Origin of the sequence: Streptomyces ureilyticus, assembly GCF_011045025.1 — a bacterium.
GTDB lineage: Bacteria > Actinomycetota > Actinomycetes > Streptomycetales > Streptomycetaceae > Streptomyces > Streptomyces ureilyticus.
Genome location: NZ_JAAKZX010000015.1, coordinates 12,084 through 28,461, shown reverse-complemented (window position 1 = coordinate 28,461; position 16,378 = coordinate 12,084). Strand labels below are relative to the sequence as shown.

At 68.1% G+C, this 16,378-nt stretch carries 14 protein-coding genes, 1 tRNA gene and 4 pseudogenes; 7 read left to right on the top strand and 12 right to left on the bottom strand.

The window, feature by feature from the left end; translation table 11 throughout:
- Positions 1 to 92: 92 nt before the first annotated feature.
- Positions 93 to 502, bottom strand: a pseudogene (locus G6048_RS07465) (PIN domain-containing protein).
- Positions 499 to 720: a type II toxin-antitoxin system VapB family antitoxin gene (locus G6048_RS07460; protein WP_206341295.1), complete on the bottom strand. Its 222-nt coding sequence runs from the start codon at positions 718 to 720 to the stop codon at positions 499 to 501. Before G6048_RS07460 ends, G6048_RS07465 begins: the two are co-directional and overlap by 4 nt.
- Before the next feature lie 120 nt (positions 721 to 840).
- Between G6048_RS07460 and G6048_RS07455 the strand changes: the two genes are divergently transcribed.
- A tRNA-Ser gene (locus tag G6048_RS07455) sits at positions 841 to 897 on the top strand.
- A gap of 334 nt (positions 898 to 1,231) precedes the next feature.
- Here G6048_RS07455 and G6048_RS07450 read toward each other — a convergent pair.
- A complete protein-coding gene (locus G6048_RS07450; RefSeq protein ID WP_328825694.1) occupies positions 1,232 to 2,566 on the bottom strand; it encodes a DUF418 domain-containing protein in 1,335 nt (444 codons plus the stop codon).
- Between the two features lie 269 nt (positions 2,567 to 2,835).
- Between G6048_RS07450 and G6048_RS07445 the strand changes: the two genes are divergently transcribed.
- A complete protein-coding gene (locus tag G6048_RS07445) occupies positions 2,836 to 3,291 on the top strand; it encodes a MarR family winged helix-turn-helix transcriptional regulator (protein WP_165338652.1) in 456 nt (151 codons plus the stop codon).
- A 108-nt stretch (positions 3,292 to 3,399) separates the two neighbouring features.
- On the opposite strand, the gene G6048_RS07440 is transcribed toward G6048_RS07445, so the two are convergent.
- Complete coding sequence (locus G6048_RS07440) at positions 3,400 to 4,173, bottom strand: MBL fold metallo-hydrolase (protein ID WP_165338651.1); 774 nt, start codon at positions 4,171 to 4,173, stop codon at positions 3,400 to 3,402.
- Positions 4,174 to 4,493: 320 nt separating this feature from the next.
- Between G6048_RS07440 and G6048_RS07435 the strand changes: the two genes are divergently transcribed.
- Both G6048_RS07435 and G6048_RS07430 read left to right on the top strand, forming a co-directional pair.
- Positions 4,494 to 5,375, top strand: a complete 882-nt coding sequence (locus G6048_RS07435; RefSeq protein WP_165338650.1) for an SPL family radical SAM protein — start codon at positions 4,494 to 4,496, stop codon at positions 5,373 to 5,375.
- A 401-nt stretch (positions 5,376 to 5,776) separates the two neighbouring features.
- Positions 5,777 to 7,723, top strand: coding sequence for an RICIN domain-containing protein (locus G6048_RS07430; RefSeq protein WP_165338649.1), 1,947 nt, complete (start codon positions 5,777 to 5,779; stop codon positions 7,721 to 7,723).
- A 40-nt stretch (positions 7,724 to 7,763) separates the two neighbouring features.
- Here G6048_RS07430 and G6048_RS07425 read toward each other — a convergent pair whose 3' ends face one another.
- On the bottom strand, positions 7,764 to 8,090 hold the full coding sequence (locus G6048_RS07425) for a DJ-1/PfpI family protein (RefSeq protein ID WP_328825700.1): 327 nt from the start codon (positions 8,088 to 8,090) through the stop codon (positions 7,764 to 7,766).
- A 186-nt stretch (positions 8,091 to 8,276) separates the two neighbouring features.
- On the opposite strand from G6048_RS07425, the gene G6048_RS07420 reads away from it, so the two are divergent.
- Complete coding sequence (locus G6048_RS07420; protein WP_165338647.1) at positions 8,277 to 8,645, top strand: winged helix-turn-helix transcriptional regulator; 369 nt, start codon at positions 8,277 to 8,279, stop codon at positions 8,643 to 8,645.
- 166 nt (positions 8,646 to 8,811) lie between these two features.
- Here the strand turns inward: G6048_RS07420 and G6048_RS07415 are convergent, their stop codons facing one another.
- On the bottom strand, positions 8,812 to 9,207 hold the full coding sequence (locus G6048_RS07415; RefSeq protein WP_165338646.1) for a nuclear transport factor 2 family protein: 396 nt from the start codon (positions 9,205 to 9,207) through the stop codon (positions 8,812 to 8,814).
- Positions 9,208 to 9,360: 153 nt separating this feature from the next.
- Positions 9,361 to 10,230: an NmrA family NAD(P)-binding protein gene (locus tag G6048_RS07410; RefSeq protein ID WP_165338645.1), complete on the bottom strand. Its 870-nt coding sequence runs from the start codon at positions 10,228 to 10,230 to the stop codon at positions 9,361 to 9,363.
- A gap of 64 nt (positions 10,231 to 10,294) precedes the next feature.
- Here G6048_RS07410 and G6048_RS07405 point away from each other — a divergent pair, with 64 nt between their 5' ends.
- Positions 10,295 to 10,630 (top strand): winged helix-turn-helix transcriptional regulator, encoded by a 336-nt coding sequence (locus G6048_RS07405; RefSeq protein ID WP_165338644.1) that lies wholly within the window; start codon positions 10,295 to 10,297, stop codon positions 10,628 to 10,630.
- A 14-nt stretch (positions 10,631 to 10,644) separates the two neighbouring features.
- Here the strand turns inward: G6048_RS07405 and G6048_RS07400 are convergent.
- The 5 genes and pseudogenes from G6048_RS07400 to G6048_RS07385 all read right to left on the bottom strand — a co-directional run.
- Positions 10,645 to 10,944: pseudogene (locus tag G6048_RS07400) on the bottom strand (L-tyrosine/L-tryptophan isonitrile synthase family protein); the annotation flags it as partial.
- A pseudogene (locus G6048_RS07395) lies at positions 10,920 to 11,678 on the bottom strand (HAD-IC family P-type ATPase); the annotation flags it as partial. The pseudogenes G6048_RS07395 and G6048_RS07400, both read right to left, overlap by 25 nt.
- 174 nt (positions 11,679 to 11,852) lie before the next feature.
- Positions 11,853 to 12,128 (bottom strand): annotated as a pseudogene (locus tag G6048_RS49260) (histidine kinase); the annotation flags it as partial.
- Positions 12,129 to 12,345: 217 nt separating this feature from the next.
- Positions 12,346 to 13,038, bottom strand: a complete 693-nt coding sequence (locus G6048_RS07390) for a methyltransferase domain-containing protein (RefSeq protein ID WP_165338643.1) — start codon at positions 13,036 to 13,038, stop codon at positions 12,346 to 12,348.
- Positions 13,039 to 13,221: 183 nt separating this feature from the next.
- Positions 13,222 to 13,530 carry a hypothetical protein gene (locus G6048_RS07385; RefSeq protein WP_165338642.1) on the bottom strand — a complete coding sequence of 103 codons (309 nt, stop codon included), beginning with the start codon at positions 13,528 to 13,530 and terminating at the stop codon, positions 13,222 to 13,224.
- A gap of 745 nt (positions 13,531 to 14,275) precedes the next feature.
- On the opposite strand from G6048_RS07385, the gene G6048_RS07380 reads away from it, so the two are divergent.
- On the top strand, positions 14,276 to 16,372 hold the full coding sequence (locus G6048_RS07380; RefSeq protein WP_165338641.1) for a glycosyltransferase: 2,097 nt from the start codon (positions 14,276 to 14,278) through the stop codon (positions 16,370 to 16,372).
- Positions 16,373 to 16,378 lie beyond the last annotated feature (6 nt).

The following is a 16,378-nucleotide window of genomic DNA, read 5'->3' as shown; positions in this document are numbered from 1 at the left end:
CGCGCCGGTCCGCCACGCACGTGAGGTGATGCTTCGAGTCCCGACAGCCGGCCTTCGCGAGTTCCCGTCCACAACCTGTGGGGAAAAGCATTTCAGGTGACGTCGTGGACGTTGTGTTCAAGCAGGTCGGTTGCGTGCCGGGCGATGGCCCGGTAGTCGGCATCGTCGTGGAGAACGGCCAAACCATGGTGGGCGGCGGTGGCGGCGATGACGAGGTCCACAGCCGAGGCGCTGCGATGCTCCCCGGCCTGGGCCATACGGTGTTGCACGAGCTGATCCAGCGCCCCGCGTTCTTCGGTACCGCCGCATCGGGATAGAGGTCGGTGAACATCTCCGCGATCTCGTCGTACTCGCGGCCGTTCCGGGCGCTGTACAGGAACTCGGCTCGCTGTACGTAGCAGGATGCGATGGTCCCGGCATCGATGGCGTCATGCCAGGCCACTTGCAGTTTTGGGTCCCGGAGCAGCCGGACCAGGCCGGACGTGTCGAGCAGGTAGATCACCGGCTGTGCTTCTCCGCCTGGTGCAGGCGCTCGGCGTCCTCGACGGCACCCCATTCGCGCGCACGCTCGAAGTGGCGGCTGATGCGCGCCGCACGTTCCTGCTGCTCGGCGTAGAAGTGCAGAGCGAGATTGACCGCTTCCTTCTTGGTCCTGACCTTGGACAGAGCCATGACCCGTTCCAGGGCATCGTCATCGATGTCGATCTGGGTCACAGACATGTGGCACCTCCCACACAATGTTGGTGATGTACATAGAAGAGTATGGTCACCAACATTGACGGTGCCGCATCTGAACGTCGGATCTGCGATCGCGACGGACGCTTCAGATCAGTCCGGCAGGCGAGGCCCGCCGGTAGGCTCGAAGGAGCGCGAGTTCGATTCTCGTCACCCGCTCCATGACTAAGGCCCAGGTCAGTGACCTGGGCCCTTTTGCGGTCCGTAGTGATCAGCGCAGCCCTCAGAGGAGTGCCCGGCACGGACCGTCGTGTCCTTGAGTCTTGAGCATGACCACGGGGCCCGGTTCACGTGTACGGCCGACCTCCCCGTACCCCCGGCATCCCCGACTGTGCCGGCATCGACCGAAGCGTTCCCCACCGGGTGGTGCTTGCCGCCCCGCTACGCGAAGCGGGCCCTGATCGGGAGAAAGTAGGCCTGTCTCCGAGTCAGACCCGTTGTCGGAGGGTGTCGTTGCGACCTCGGGCCGGCCCCTCCCGGGGTACCCGCCCGAGGCTCATCGGACGTAATTCGCCGCTTTGGTGGCGCCGTTGAGCAGGTACTCCAGTGGTCCGCGGCGGAAAAGGCGAGACCAGATCGCCGCGAACAGGGTGGCCCCGACGATGAACCAGAGCAGCAGCGCGGCGGAGGCGGACTGCGGCGGGGTGGCCGCTTCGCCGGGCAGGGCGAGGATGACCAGGATGTGGGCCACGTAGAGGGTCAGGGACATCGTGCCGACGGCGATGATCGGAGTTGCCAGCCGGCGCAGCCGCGGCAGGCGGTCCAGCGCCACCGTCAGGCACAGGAGCACGGTGATCGCGATGCCGATGCTGCCGATGAGGTCGAACGTGGAACCGGTGTGCGGCTCGGCTGCCAGCAGCCACCATGCGTCGGGGCCCCACAGCTCACCACCGACCGGCATGTCGAAGGATCCCGATGCCGATCCTGACGCCATGCCGGGGTCCTTCATGGCACCGGGGTCCTTCATGGCAGCCATCTTGGCCGTGATCTTCTGAGCGCCGCCGGACAAGCGGAGTGCCAGCCACGAGACGCCGTATCCGAACCCGATCAGCGCGGGACCGACCACGGCGAGCCGCCGCTGCACCGCACCGGAGGTCAGATCCAGTCGGCCCAACGCCATGCCGGTGACCACGAACGTCATCCAGGTGATCGCCGGGTAGAGGCCGGTGAGCAGGAGGTCGAGTACGCCCACGCCGGAGAGTCGCGCGATCGGGTCGTACGAGTCGATGGTGTTCACGATCGACTCGTTGAGCAGTGCCTTGAGGCCGAACGCCAGCTGCGGCGTGAGGACCGCGAGCGCGACCGCGGTGATCGCGAGCGTCCTGGCCCGCAACCGCAGCAGGGGCAGGGCCAGCAGGAAGTACAGCGCGTAGAAGTTGAGGATTCCGGCGCCGCCGAAGTTGGTCATCGCCAGCGCGCTGCCCAGCACCAGCAGGATCACGGCCCGGATCACGATCCGGGCCTTCGCCTGCCGGCCGGCCAGTCCGGTCTTCGGCTCGCGGCGGCCGGCGATCAGCATCAACGAGAACCCGGCGAGGGTGGCGAACAGCGCCGACGCCCGGCCGCTCGCCAGGCCCAGGAACCAGTCGCCGACGCCGCCCCCGGGCGTGGGGAAGGGGCCGACGTGCACGGCGAACATTCCGAACACGGCCAGTGCACGGGCGAGGTCCACCCCGACCAGCCGTGCCATCGGCGTCGGCCGTTCCATCGGCGTGGCGGACTCGGGTGCGGAACGCACTGTGGCGGGTGCGGATAAGGAATGCGCCGTGGCGGACTCGGGTGCGGATAAGGAACGCGGAGGCGCCTTCTTGGCGCTGTCGATCTCAGTCACTGGGACGACGTTGCCGGAGCGCGGGGGCGGTCAACCATCCGACGGGCTTCGGGAGGTGCCCCGCCGATCGGCCGACCGGCCCCCGCCGATCGACGGGGGCCGACGTCACCTGAACGCTGATCAACGTCTACCGCACTTGGCTTTCCGGCCCAGGCGAGGGCGCGCTGGTCGTCCCCTTCCGGCTTCGAGTGCGTCCGCCGCCCTCGGCTGCGGGCCGCCATGACATAGAATTAATTATCTCTGGAAGATAGTTCTTTGGAAGATGAGTGATGGCCGATCTGAAGCTGCTGTACCGGGAGCTGGTCTCGCTGGAGATCGAGCTGTGGAATGGCATCGAGGGGCGGTTGCGTGCGGAGTACGACCTGCCTCTGACGTCGTTCGAGGTGCTGCACCTGCTGTTGCGTCGGCCCGGGCCGCGTATCCAGGACATCGCCGAGGAGTTCTCCATCACGGTGGGCGGCACGAGCAAGGTGGTCGACCGTCTGGAGTCGGCGGGCTTGTGTGAGCGGCGGGCCAATCCGAACGACCGTCGTTCCTCGATCGTCGAGCTGACGCCTGAGGGGCGGAAGCTGGTGGACAGGGCGGTGAAGGTGTTCGAGGACGAGCTGGAGCTGCGTATCGGGTCAGTGATTCCCGAGCAGTCCGTGCGGGAGGTGACCGCCGTCCTCAGTGCGCTGCGGACAGCCGGACGTGCTCTGGACGCGGAGCGGAAGACCGCGGGGTAGACGCCGGTGCCGGCGACGCAGTCGCCGAAGCAGCCAGGTCGCTCGATCTCGTGGGCCACGACAGTTCCCAAGTTCCCATACGGCTTTGGGTGGTTGGTGCGGGGCGGGTTATCGGGCGAAGTCGAGGCGGTCGGCCAAGCCGGCCTCGGTGAAGGCGGTTTCGATCTCGGCCCGGCCTTCCTTGAAGTGGGCCCAGCTGTCGAAGTGGGCGGGGACGACCCGGCGGGCGCCGAGCGTCTTCGCGGCCTCGGCGCCCTGGGCGCTGTCGAGGGTGAGCAGGGCGTTGTCGAAGGCGAAGGGCATGCGGGCGCCGCCGAGGAAGAGGATCGCGGTGTCGACGGGAGCGAACTTCTCGGCGATCTCCTCGACGTGCTCCAGGGCGGCGTTGTCGCCGCTGACGTAGACCGAGGGCAGGTCGTCGGAGGTGAGCAAGAAGCCGATGACGTCACCGGTGACCGGTTCACAGCCCACGGGGCCGTGCCGGGCGGGCATGCCGGTGACGGTCACGGTTCCGCCGTCCGGCCGCTTGAGCTCGGCGGTCCGCCAGAAGGCGAGGCCGCGGGCGTTGCCACCCAGGCGGCCGGCGCCGCTGACCGTGGTGAAGACGACCGGCACCTCGGGCAGGAGGGCACGGCCTGCGTTGTCGAGGTTGTCGTCGTGCTCGTCGTGGGAGAGCAGGACGGCGTCGATGCGGCCGAGGTCGGCGGCAGTGACCGGCGAGGGGTCGGTCTTGACGAGCTTGTGGTCGCCGGGGAGTGGCATGGGGTACTCGCCGGGCGGGTCGAAGGTCGGGTCGGTGACGAACCTGAGTCCCCCGTACTCGAAGAGGGCGGTGGGGCCGCCGTAGACGCGGACGGGGATCTTTTCGCTGACGCCTGACATCAGGGGAGCCTCCTGGTCGGGGGAAACAGTGGTACGTGGCCCTCCAGCGCGCTCCGGCGGGAGGCAGGGCTGAATCCAGGCAGTGACCACCACCCCGCGGACCTCGCGAGGCCCCGGCCGAGAACCCGGGCAGGGACGGCGGACCCTGAACCGGCCCGGTGACGCCCAGCAAAGCATTTACATTCCATGGAAGCAACTTCCATAGATTATTGTTCCCCGTGTATGGGTTCGGTGGTCTTCGGCCGTCCGACCCTTCTTGGACAGCACAGGAACCCGGCACGTCGGACGCGGACGGCCGGGCCGGCAGGAAGGAAGCGGTCATGGAGCCGGTCGAGATCGAGGCGAAGACCCTGATCCAGAAGTCGAAGACCCCGTCGAACGACTACGTCATCAACCCATACACCGGCTGCGTGCTGGGCTGTGCCTACTGCTTCGCCAGCTTCGCCGGGCGCCAGTTCGGCCGGTCGGTGAAGGAGTGGGGCGACTACCTGTACGTGAAGAAGAACGCGGTCGAGCTCGCCCGCAAGGAGCTGGCGAAGATGCCGGAGGACAAGCGGCGGGGCACGATGCTGCTCAGCTCGGTCACCGACCCCTACCAGGGCCACGAGACGAAGTACCGGCTCACCCGCGGCATTCTGCGCGAACTCAAAGCGGTCGAGTACCCGGGCCTGGTCCGCATCCTCACCAAGTCACCTGTCGTCACCCGCGACATCGACCTGCTCACCAGCCTGCCCCGCGCCGAGGTCGGCATGTCCGTGACCACCACCGACGACAAGGTCAGCCGCTGGCTGGAGGTACGCGCCCCGCTCGCCTCCCGCCGCCTGCGCACCCTGGCCGAACTCAAAGAGGCAGGCATCCCCACTTACGCCTTCGTCGGTCCGCTCCTGCCCCACTTCGCCACCCAGCCCGAGCTCCTGGACGACCTCTTCGGCCGGCTCGTCGACGCGGGAGTCGGTGAGGTGTTCATGGAGCACATCAACCTCAAGCGGTACATCCGCGAGCGCATGGACCAGGTCCTCGCCGACGAGCCCGAAGACGTCCGCGAGGCGTACGTCCAGGCGCGGACGAAGGAGCATCGCGAACAGCTCGACGCGATCGTGGCGGAGCTGCTGGACAAACACGGTCTGCGGCTGCGCTTCGAGGAGGTCGTCCACCACGACGACAACGACTCCCTGCGGCAGAGGCTCGCATCCTCGGGGTGACCACGTCCGCACCACCGGGGGGGGCCGTGCCGCACGGACGGGCGGGCGGCGCGTGGCGGCGGTCCTGGTGTTGCTCGCGCCTGACCTGTCTGAAGGTGCGTCAGCAAGAGCCTCAGGCACCTATTCACCCGACCTATCGAGCCTTCGCATCCTGCACCTTGGTTGCTTGATCCTCAAGCTTGGATGTGTCATCAGCTGTGATCGCGAGGCTTCTGTCGACCCTCTAGACACACCCTGCACTGAAGCCCCTTAATAGGTCCGATGTCACTCCGGCGAAACACACGCCGTGCGGGTGGCCTTTCTCTTGCCCTCCGTCCGTGCCTCCGGCACCCAGGCCGACGTCGGCTGCCACCTGGGACGTCGCCGCCGCAGCCAATGCCATCGATCCACAGGAGTGGGCCATGTCCTCATCAAGAATGAATCGCCGTACGTTTCTCGGCGCCGCGGGTGCGGCAACCGCCGCGACCGCCCTGCCGATCGTCCCCGGCTTCTCCGGCCTTCTGTCGCAGGCGGCCGCCGCGGACACACAGACCAACCTGAGCAAGATGGTCGACATGCGGTTCGGCATGTTCAACCACTTCAGCCTGGGCACGTTCACGAACCAGGAGTGGGCCGAACCCAACCAGAGCCCCACCCTTTTCGCTCCCCCGAGCGTCAACTGCGCACAGTGGGCCGACGCGGCGGCTGCCGCGAAGATGAGCTACGGCATCCTGACCACCAAGCACCATGACGGCTTCGCCCTGTGGCCGAGCGCCCATGGCACCCAGAACGTCGCGAACAGCCCCTACAAGCAGGACGTGGTGCGGGCGTACTGCGACGCCTTCCGGGCGAAGGGGCTGAAGGTCGGGTTCTACTACTCGATCTGGGACCGCACCTTCGGCGTCGAGGCATGGGAGAGCCGGCACAAGGTGTCCGGGCTCGAAATCACCGATGCCATCCAGCCGGGCGACATGACCTTCATGCTCGGTCAGATCACCGAGTTGCTCACCAACTACGGCACGATCGATATGTTCATGACCGACGGTTACGCATGGCAGATGGGGCAGCAGGCCGTCTCGTACCAGAGGATCCGTTCGCTGGTGAAACAGCTGCAGCCGGACTGCGTCATGATCGACATCGGCGGACTGACCGAGCCCTTCCTCAGTGACGCGATCTTCTTCGAGGAGCCGCTGGGCATCACGGCGCCGGCGGGCAACACCTACGCCGGAATGCAGGGGCAGACCATCAGCAACGGCTGGTTCTGGCACCCCTCTACCCCGACCGAGAGCCTCATGAGCAAGTCGGCGATCCTCTCCCACCTCACCGACCTGGAACCCAAGTACACCTCGTTCATCCTCAACTGCCCGCCCAACCGCAACGGCCTGCTGGACACCAACATCGTCAACCGCCTCGCCGAGGTCGGCGCCGCATGGAGCCCCGACACCTCCCGGCCGCCGCTGCCCACCCAACTGCTGCGCGCCGAGCACCCCGTCACACCGGTCAACGCGTATGCGACCGCCTTCCACACCGGCGAGGGACCGCTCCACGCCATCGACGGACTCAGCGACGTCCGCTACGAGACCTGCTGGTCGACCTGGAGCCTGTCGCTGCCGCAGTCCATCACCATCGACCTGGGCGGCGTGTGGAGCAACGTCTCTACCCTGGAGTACCTGCCCAAGCAGTGGAACCGCAGCAACTCCACCGACGGCGACATCACCTCCTGCACCATCTCCACCAGCACCGACGGGGTCACCTTCACTCAGGTCGCCACCGGTACCTGGGCCGGCAACGGCAAGACCAAGCTGGTGGAGTGGCCCGCCCGCAACGTGGGCTTCGTTCGGATCCGGGTCAATGCGGCCACCGGCGGTTACGCCAACATCGGCGGCCTCCGGATCGGCGGCCGGACGGCCAAGCCCGCGCTGGTGTCCACCACACTCCCCGGCGACGGCACCGTCTACCGGCTGGTCGCCCGGCACAGCGGCAAGGTCGCCGACGTGGAGGGCGCGGGCACCGCCAACGGCACCAGCGTCCTGCAGTGGCCATGGCTCAACCGGGCGAACCAGAAGTGGACCTTCACCAGCACCGGCGACGGCTACTACAAGATCAAGGGCGTGGCCAGCGGCAAGCTCCTGGAGGTCGCAGGCCTCTCTCGCGCGGGCGGCGGCAACGTCGGCATCTGGAAAGACGCCGACGCCCCCCAGCAGCACTGGGCCGTCACGCCCACCGGTGACGGAAACTACCTCCTCATCAACCGCTACAGCGGGCTCTCCCTCGGCGTCGACGAGGGCAGCACCACCGACGGAGCCAACGTCGAGCAGCAGCCGTACGCGTCACAGACGCGGCAGCAATGGCAGATCATCGCGTCCTGACCTGACCAGCCCCGCTCCTTCAGGGATGACCTGACCTGCGCTACGAGTTGCGCCAGACCGTGCCGCGGCGCTCGTACTCCAATACGGTCTCGACCTGGTTGGCGAACTGCGCGCCCAAGAACCGCTCGACCAGCCAGACCGCGCCGTCCAGGCCGGAGGTGATACCACCGGTCGTGACGAGGTCGCCGTCATCGACCACGCGCGCGTTGACCACCTTCGCGCCCTGTGCGGCGAGTGCGGCCCTGGTGTCCGAGTGGGTGGTGGCCGGCCTGCCGCGCGTGAAACCGGCCGCCGACAAGGCCATCACGCCCGTGCAGACCCCGAAACGCGGACGCCTGCAAGAAAGTACGACGTTCCATGGATTAATTACCTCCCAGTGAGAACTCTCTGCTCACTGGTCGGCTCGGCCCCACCGGTAGTTCCCGGCGCTGTTGTGGAGGGTTTACCGGCGATGTCGAGTTCAGCCGGGATCAGTCGAGTACTGCCTGCTGGGGTCCTATACTCACCATCGGTAACCAGTCGCCTCCACGTAACCGATGAGGGGATGTCACGCATGCCACAACTGCCGGCCTTCGACGTCATGACGGCGACCTGCCCGTCCCGCACCTCGCTCGTTCGCATCGCCAACAAGTGGACGGCCATGGTGGTCATCGCCCTCAGTGCCGGCCGCATGCGCTTCCGCGAGCTGCGCGCCACCGTCGACGGCATCAGCGCCAAGGTCCTCACCGAGACCCTCCGGGACCTTGAACGGGACGGACTCGTCACCCGGCACGTGTACGCGGAGGTCCCGCCCAGGGTCGAGTACGAGCTCACCGCACTGGGTCGCACCCTGCACGCCCCGCTTCAGGCATTGGGCAGTTGGGCCGAGGACCACATCACCGAAGTGCTCGCGGCACGCGAGAGCTACGACGCCCGCCAGTGACTGTGACTGGTCACCAAAGGTAAGCGGGCGGCGTCCTGAACTCGCGCCCGGAGTCGTACCGGAGTCGAGAGATCCTGCCGCCGGTCGCCCGGCGACCCACGCAACAAGCCGTCCGGCACGGTAGCGCAGTGCCGGACGGCTTCTGTCTGGGAAGGATGCGGGCGGCCTACTGTCCCCAGAAGGCGTCCTCGGCGACCTGGTCGCCGGAGAACAGCCACATCTCGACGATCTTGTCGTCCTTGAGGCGCAGGACATCCACGCCGTCCATGCTCATGGAGGCGTCATCGCGCCGGCCGGCGAAGTGGATGGAGGCGGCCACCATGTCGCCGTTGCCCATCAGGGTGTGGACCGTGTCGATGGCGAAGGAGCCCTGGCTGGCCTCCATCATCCCGCCGAGCATCGCGAAGACGGCGTCGCGCCCCTTGTGCTCACCGGAGAACCGGTTGGCGCCCGGCTGGTGCCAGACGATCTCCTCGGCCAGGAGCTCGCCCACCTTGGCCAGGTCGCCCTTCTGCACGGCCTGGAAGTACTCACTCGCGATGTCGACGTGCTTGCTGGTCATGACAACACTCCTTACGCCCCTGACGTAGAGGCGGTACGCCTTACCGTTACGGGTTCACCTGCGCTGCACCTCCATACTCACCATCAGTAACCAGTCACCTCAACGTAACCAATGGGGTGGCGTGACACACGTCACACACCGCTTCGGCGCGTGCTATGCCACACCGATGTCGGTCAGCCACTGGATCGCGGTCCGGGGAGTGATGCCCAGCAGTTTCTGGGCGGAGCGCTCGGGAGCGATCGAGCGGTCCGGCAGCGCTTGCATGGCCTGGTAGCCGCCCGCGACGTCCGCGGCGGGGCCCTCCCCGAGCAGGGGCGCGAGGGAGGCGCGGAAGGCGTCGGGGGTGATCGCCTCGTAGGACACGTTCCGCCCGAGCCGGGTACCGAACGCCTCGGCCAGTTCCTGTCCGGTGATGGCCGGGTACTGCCCGACGGAGACCACACCGGTGACATCCGGCTGCCCGAACAGCGCGGCGGCGACGTCGGCGATGTCCAGGTGCGAGGCCCACGAGACGCGGAAGCCGACGGGGAGCGGATAACGCAGCACGCCCTGCTCGCGGACCGCGTCGACCACGTGCGGCATGAGCAGGTTCTCGAAGAACAGCCGGGGCTCGATCACCGCGTAGGACACGCCGCTGTCCGCCAGCCCGCCGGCCAGCATCGCGACCGCATTCCCGGCCGTGCCGTCCTGATCGCCGCTACCGGGGCCGTCGACGACGAAACCGCTGGTGGAGAACACCACGCGGGCTGGCCGGGCCGCGCGGACGGCGGTGACGACGTTGCGCGCGAAGGCCTGGCGGTCCTCTTCCGCGACGATGGGCAGGTGGACGAACACCCCCTCGGCGTCACGGTAGATCTCGGTCAGGCCTTCGGCGGAGGAGTAGTCGGCGGCCACCACGCGCGCGCCGACGACGGTGGCCTCCGCATTGCGGGTCAGGGCCACGACGGGCTTGTCCGCAGCGGCGAGGGCGGCGACGACGGGGGCGCCTTGGGCGCCGGTGGCGCCATGAATCACGTAGGTCATGCGTTCCATTAGTGCATGGGATGCATCGGTTACATCAACTGCACTAATGGGCTACGCTCAAAAAATGAACAAGCTCTGCGATCACAAGTGCGGGGTCTCCCGGTTCCTCACCCTGCTCAACGGTCCGTGGGCCACGCTGATCGTGCGGGAACTCCTCGCGGGCCCCAGGCGGTTCACCGAGTTGCGTGACGCTCTGACCGGCATCAGCCCGCACACTCTCACCAGCCGGCTGCGCCAGTTCGAGGAGAACGGCATCGTCACCCGCACCGCGTACGCCGAGATCCCGCCGCGCGTCGAGTATGCGCTGACTCCTGTCGGCGAGGGACTGCGCGAGGTCCTCGAAGCCATGTCCGCCTGGGCGCTGTCGATCCCGGATCCGGTTCCTGACGCCGTGTCGTGAGACGGGCGCGTATGTCAGCCCTCCTCGAAGTGACTCGGTCTGCCGTTCCGGTGGACCAGGCGGCCGAGCCGCTCCGCCCTCGCCCGCGGCATGAGCGTCCACCTGCCGTCGGAATCGCGTAGGGCGGCTGAGTGCCAGGGGGTGGTCCAGGCGTCGGGTGCGTCGAGGAGGCGGATGCCGAACTTGGCGGCGCCGATGGGCTGGGGGTGGATGGACAGGCGTACGGCGCGGGGGTGGTGCTCGGCGATGAGGTCGCCCCAGGCGCGGCTGCGCTGGATGACGCCGTAGGCGCGTCTACGGCATTCGCGCCGAGCGCGGCGGCGACCGCCCGCGCCGGTGCCTCCCGGTCGCCGGTGGCGAGCACCGGGCGCACACCGAGGCGCCGCAGCCGGTCCACGGCCCGGTAACTGCCGGGGCGTACGACGTCCCCGACCTCGATCAGCGCCTCGGCGACCCCGTCGACACGGACCAGGACGGGGGTGTTGACGCCGGCCTCCGCCGCCCGCGGTGCGTCGGTGAGGGCGGCGGGCAACTCGCCGTCCGGCGCGAGGACTTCGACCAACCGCCCTTCGACCTGGCCGCGCACGCCCTCGCCCGCCGTCGCGGCGAAGCCACTCACCTCCGGCAGAGTGCCTTCCGGCGGCGTGCCCTGCCCGGTCAGGGCATCACCCGACGCTCCAACACGGTCGCGCGGGGACACCCCCGTGGCGTACGCGACGATCGCCCGGCCCAGCGGGTGCTCCGAGCCCTGCTCCACCGCACCGGCCAGCCGCAGCACCGCCTCGCGCCCAAGCCCGTCCGGCACGGCCGTGACCCGGGCGACGGTCATGTGGCCGGAGGTGAGGGTGCCGGTCTTGTCGAGCACGACCGTGTCGATGTGCTGCAAGCCCTCCAGGGCCTGCGGGCCCCGGACCAGGACACCGAGCTGCGCGCCGCGCCCGGTGGCGGCCATCAGCGCGGTCGGCGTGGCCAGCCCCAGCGCGCACGGGCACGCCACCACCAGGACGGCCACGCACACGGTGACGGCGGCCTGCGGGTCGGCCCCGGCATGGCTGTGCTGGACGGCGTTGGTCAGAGCCTCGGCGATCACGAAGTATGCCGTGGTCTCCACGGAGAGTGGCAGACGACGAGGCAGGCGGATGTCGACCGTGACGGGCAGCGCGGAGCGCCCCGCCAGGTTCTCGACCGCGGCGGCCAGACCGTGGTCGGTGAGAGCCTTCGGATGGACGCCGCGGCTGAGCTCACGCAACTCGTCAACAACGAGCGCCACTTGCTCCTGTGCCTTGGCGGGCTGGCCGGCCATAGGTGAGTCCGGCTCCGTGTCGAGGGCGGTCAGGCCGAGCATCACGTTCAGAGAGACCAGCCGCTGCTGCGCCCCGTCGTGAAGGTCCCGCTCGATCCGGCGCCGCTCCGCGTCGAAGGCATCGACCAGCCGCACCCTGGAGGCCCGTACGTCGGTGAGCTCACGGCCCAGTTCACTGTCGCACGGCGCCAGCATGAGACGGGTGACGGCCGCCCTGGCGCCGGCCCAGGCCATCGCCTCGGCCGAGACCGTCCACCGACGGCGGTCGAATCGCTCTGGCCCGCCAGTTGCGCCGGCTTCTCGCGCCGCACCCCGGGAACCCGCCGCCCGTGCGAGGGCAGACCCACGCCCTCGGGAGGAGCCGGGCTCTGCGAGAACTTCGGCCGCCAGTTCACCTCCACCGCGGCCATCTCTACGGCTCGTCCGCGGGGCGGCCGCAGAGCGCGCGCCCTTCGACCGGCTTGAGCAGGGGCGTGTCCTGGACGCCTCCAACGCGGTTGGCCCACCACACAGTCAGTTCGCGTACGAAGAACATCGTCAGTCGCCGGTAGCGGCGGGGCTTCTGAAAGACCCCGACGGAATCACCCCAGTACGCATGTGTGGCGTCAATGGCCGCGTAATTGTGCCGAATTCCCGTCATCGGCGGGAAATCGGTGTAGGCCTCACACAATTCGAGTCCCGAGTACGCAGCCATGGCCCGGAACCCGTCTGGGTAATAGCGCCAGCAATCCTGTGCATCGTGCACATGGCCGCGCGACGGTGCCGTGATGAATGCCATTCCCCTGGGCTTCAGCACACGTGCGATCTCCATCATCGTTACCCAGAAGAACGGGATGTGCTCGAATGCCTGACCCGAGAGCAAAAAGTCCACACTGCTGGACTTCACTGGAATGCGGTACGGCTTGACCATGACCACATCCACATTCTGTCCGTCGAGCACATCGACGCCCACGTAGTCGATGTCGTGCTGCCCCAGCATGTCTTTATGCGTGACACTCTGTTTGTCTGACACACGCGACCCCAGATCCACGACCCGGTGCTGCCTATTCGTCGGCATGTACTCCTTCACGCAGAGTTCCATCTGCTCGTATGCAGACCTGTGCATCAGCGTTGCCTCTCGATATGCCCCACCCCTCAATGGACATGTTCCACAACTTCAATCGGGAGAAGGAGTGACGCGTCTGACTGCGTGACAGCGAGGTCCGGCGAGTGCGTGCCCCGTCGGGGATCACAGCATCGCTCCCGGCCCGGCGCTGCGGGGAGCGATGCCGTGAGACAGACGCCGGGGTCAGGCCGTCGACTTCAGCGAGAAGATCCAGCTGCCGTTGGACAGGCCGAGGGACGCGATGCCCGACTTCTCGAAGGCGAGGCCCTTTCCGATGGCGCAGACCTCGACCTCGGTGAAGAGCGGGACATAGGGGACCTGGTCGGCGACCTGGGTGAGGATCGTCCGGGTGGCGGTCCAGCGGGTGGCGTCGGGGCCCGCGATGGTGATGACCTGCTGGGCCTTCTCGACGTCGGGAGTGGTCCAGTTGGCGATGTTGATCTTCTGGGGGCCGATGTTGGTCCTGTCGACGAGTTTGCTGGCCCACTTCACCAGGTCCGTCGCGGCGATCAGCCCGCCTCAGCGGCCGGGAAGTGCTGGATCGCCGTCAAGGGTGATCTTCCCTCTGCTTGCCCTGGCGCCCCCGCACCGTACACAGGGGCGGATGGCTTAAAACCATCGGACAGGGGAGGGTGCGGCCCGGCCGATCCGCTCCGGGAAGCAGGGCGCGTGAAGGCACACTTCCCCATATCTACTCGGTCCAGCGCACGGACCGGGCCCAGCGTCACAGCGTCGTGGCGCGGTGGCCGCTCGGTCTGTTTCGGACACACCCGCGGTATCGGCTGTGGCTACACTCGCCGCCCATGCATGAGCTCGACCAGAACACAAACCAGGAGAAAACCCCTCGCCCTTCACCGGGCCTCAACGCGTTCGATGAGCCTGTGAAGACCGTGTGGCATGCGGCCGCACACTCCGCCCGCACTGCCGGGCCTACGCCCGCCACCCGTGCATGCGGGCTTGAGCGCGGGCCTGGGAGCGCTCTTGGACGTGGCCTGGGGTACGGCCCCGGACAGAGCCTCGGGCGCAGTACGGGAGTCCACAGGACAGCAGCCGTGCAGCGAGGGCGTACCGGCAGACCCGCACAGGTGTCGACGCGGCCGGGCACCGTGGCGGCCACCCCCGTCGGTGCCCTCCTTTCGCCGGACCGCACTGGGCTCGGAGCGTTCACGGCCGTTCCCCGCTCCCCCCGAATAGACCTCGAATTCGCTGTGATTGATGTCACCCTCGAGGTGGCAGCGTGAGCCGTGCAGCGCGACGTCGGCACGCGCGCTCCCGCGAACCCCGCGGGCACTGGCTCCTGCTGACCGTGACCCTCCCCGTGGTCTTCGCCGTCCTGCTCTTCGAGGGCTGGACGACCCATGAGGTCGACGCCGCCAAGACGCGGCGCGACTGCACGAGACCCGCGCCCGAGTCCGTGCGCGACAGCGGCCCCGTCCTGCGCATCAGCGGGGACAAGGTGACGTCCGACAGGATGCCCAAGGGCACCGTCGCGATCACCTTCGACGGAGGCCCCGATCCCGTGTGGACTCCGCGCTTCCTCGACCTGCTGCGCAAGCACCGAGCGCACGCCACCTTCTTCGTGTACGGCGCCCAGGCGGCCCGCCATCCGGACCTGATGCGGCGGATCCGCGACGAGGGCCACGAGATCGGCTCGAACACGTACACCGGAGCGGACCTCGGCGCCGCGTCGAGAGTGCGCTCCGCGATGGAACTGTCGCTGACTCAGAAGACCCTCGCGGGTACGGCGGGCATCCACACCAAGCTGCTGCGGATGCCGCTGACCACGCAGGTGGACACGTTGTGCGGCGCCGAGTGGCAAGCGGCCCGCAACGCCGCCGCGGACGGCTATGTGGTGGTCGCCGGCGACCATCCGAGCCGTAGTCCGGCACGGGGGCTGGTCCGGCAGTTCAGCCAGACGGACCTGGCGTACCACGAGATGAAGAAGCTGCTCGAGAACCCGGAGGCCGACAAGTTCACCACCGTGTCGGCCGCCGTCGAGATGGCTCCGGCCGACACACGGGTGTCCGCCGAAGAGCGGTGGCTGGGCAGGGGGCTGATCTGGGCCACCGCCGCCGGCAACGCGTTCACGAACGCCATGATCTGGGTGCTGGGCGTGGGCGGAGCGCTGGGCGTGCTGCGGCTGCTGATGCTGGTCGTCTTCGCCCGTACCCACGTCCGGCGCCTCACCCGCCACCGCCCCAGCGCGCCCCGGCTGCGGGAGGTCAACGCACCCGTGACCGTGCTCATACCCGCCTACAACGAAGAGGCCGGCATCGAGTCGACCATCCATTCGCTGCTCGACTCCACGCACCCGTACCTCGAGATCATCGTGATCGACGACGGGTCGGATGATCAGACGGCGGACCTCGCCACCTGGATCGACGACCCCCGGGTGAGGGTGATCCGGCAGCCCAACTCGGGCAAGGCGGCAGCGCTCAACACGGGCCTGGGATACGCGAGAAACGACATCGTGGTGATGGTCGACGCCGACACCGTCTTCGAGCCGGACGCAATCCACCGGCTCATCCAGCCGCTCGCGCACCCCGCCGTCGGCGCCGTCAGCGGCAACACCAAGGTGGGTAATCGGCGCGGGCTCCTTGGCAGATGGCAGCACCTGGAGTACGTCTTCGGCTTCAACCTCGACCGGCGGATGTTCGAGGTGCTGGAGTGCATGCCGACGGTCCCCGGCGCCATCGGCGCCTTCCGCCGGGACGCGCTCATGGGCGTCGGCGGGGTCAGCGAGGACACCCTCGCCGAAGACACCGACCTCACGATGGCCCTGTGGCGCGCCGGCTGGCGGGTGGTCTACGAGGAGTCGTCCGTCGCCTGGACCGAGGTGCCCACCACGCTGCGCCAGCTGTGGCGGCAGCGCTACCGCTGGTGCTACGGCACGCTCCAGGCGATGTGGAAGCATCGCGGGGCGCTCCGCGAAGTGGGCTCGGCCGGACGGTTCGCCCGCCGCGGGCTGACCTATCTGACTCTGTTCCAGCTCGTCCTGCCGCTGATGGCGCCGGTCGTCGACCTCTTCGCGGTGTACGCGGTGCTGTTCCTCGACCCGGTGAGGGCGGCGGGGGTGTGGTTCGTCTTCCTGATCATCCAGCTGTTCTGCGCCGCATACGCACTGCGGCTCGACGGCGAACGGCTGCGGACCCTGTGGTCAATGCCGTTCCAGCTCTTCGTCTACCGGCAGCTGATGTATCTGGTCGTCCTCCAGTCCGTGGTCGCCCTCCTGGGCGGCACCCGGCTGAAGTGGCACCGCATGCAGCGCTCCGGGACGGCCGGCGACGCGCAGCTCAGGCAGCCGGTCACCGCACGAGAACTGACATCGAGGTGATCAGGG

Coding starts and splice junctions, on each gene's coding strand:
- G6048_RS07435 (WP_165338650.1), top strand. CDS start 4,494: ATGGAGCCGGTCGAGATCGAGGCGAAGACCCTGATCCAGAAGTCGAAG.
- G6048_RS07440 (WP_165338651.1), bottom strand. CDS start 4,173: ATGTCAGGCGTCAGCGAAAAGATCCCCGTCCGCGTCTACGGCGGCCCC.
- G6048_RS07410 (WP_165338645.1), bottom strand. CDS start 10,230: ATGACCTACGTGATTCATGGCGCCACCGGCGCCCAAGGCGCCCCCGTC.
- G6048_RS07420 (WP_165338647.1), top strand. CDS start 8,277: ATGCCACAACTGCCGGCCTTCGACGTCATGACGGCGACCTGCCCGTCC.
- G6048_RS07460 (WP_206341295.1), bottom strand. CDS start 720: ATGTCTGTGACCCAGATCGACATCGATGACGATGCCCTGGAACGGGTC.
- G6048_RS07445 (WP_165338652.1), top strand. CDS start 2,836: ATGGCCGATCTGAAGCTGCTGTACCGGGAGCTGGTCTCGCTGGAGATC.
- G6048_RS07430 (WP_165338649.1), top strand. CDS start 5,777: ATGTCCTCATCAAGAATGAATCGCCGTACGTTTCTCGGCGCCGCGGGT.
- G6048_RS07405 (WP_165338644.1), top strand. CDS start 10,295: ATGAACAAGCTCTGCGATCACAAGTGCGGGGTCTCCCGGTTCCTCACC.
- G6048_RS07390 (WP_165338643.1), bottom strand. CDS start 13,038: ATGCACAGGTCTGCATACGAGCAGATGGAACTCTGCGTGAAGGAGTAC.
- G6048_RS07415 (WP_165338646.1), bottom strand. CDS start 9,207: ATGACCAGCAAGCACGTCGACATCGCGAGTGAGTACTTCCAGGCCGTG.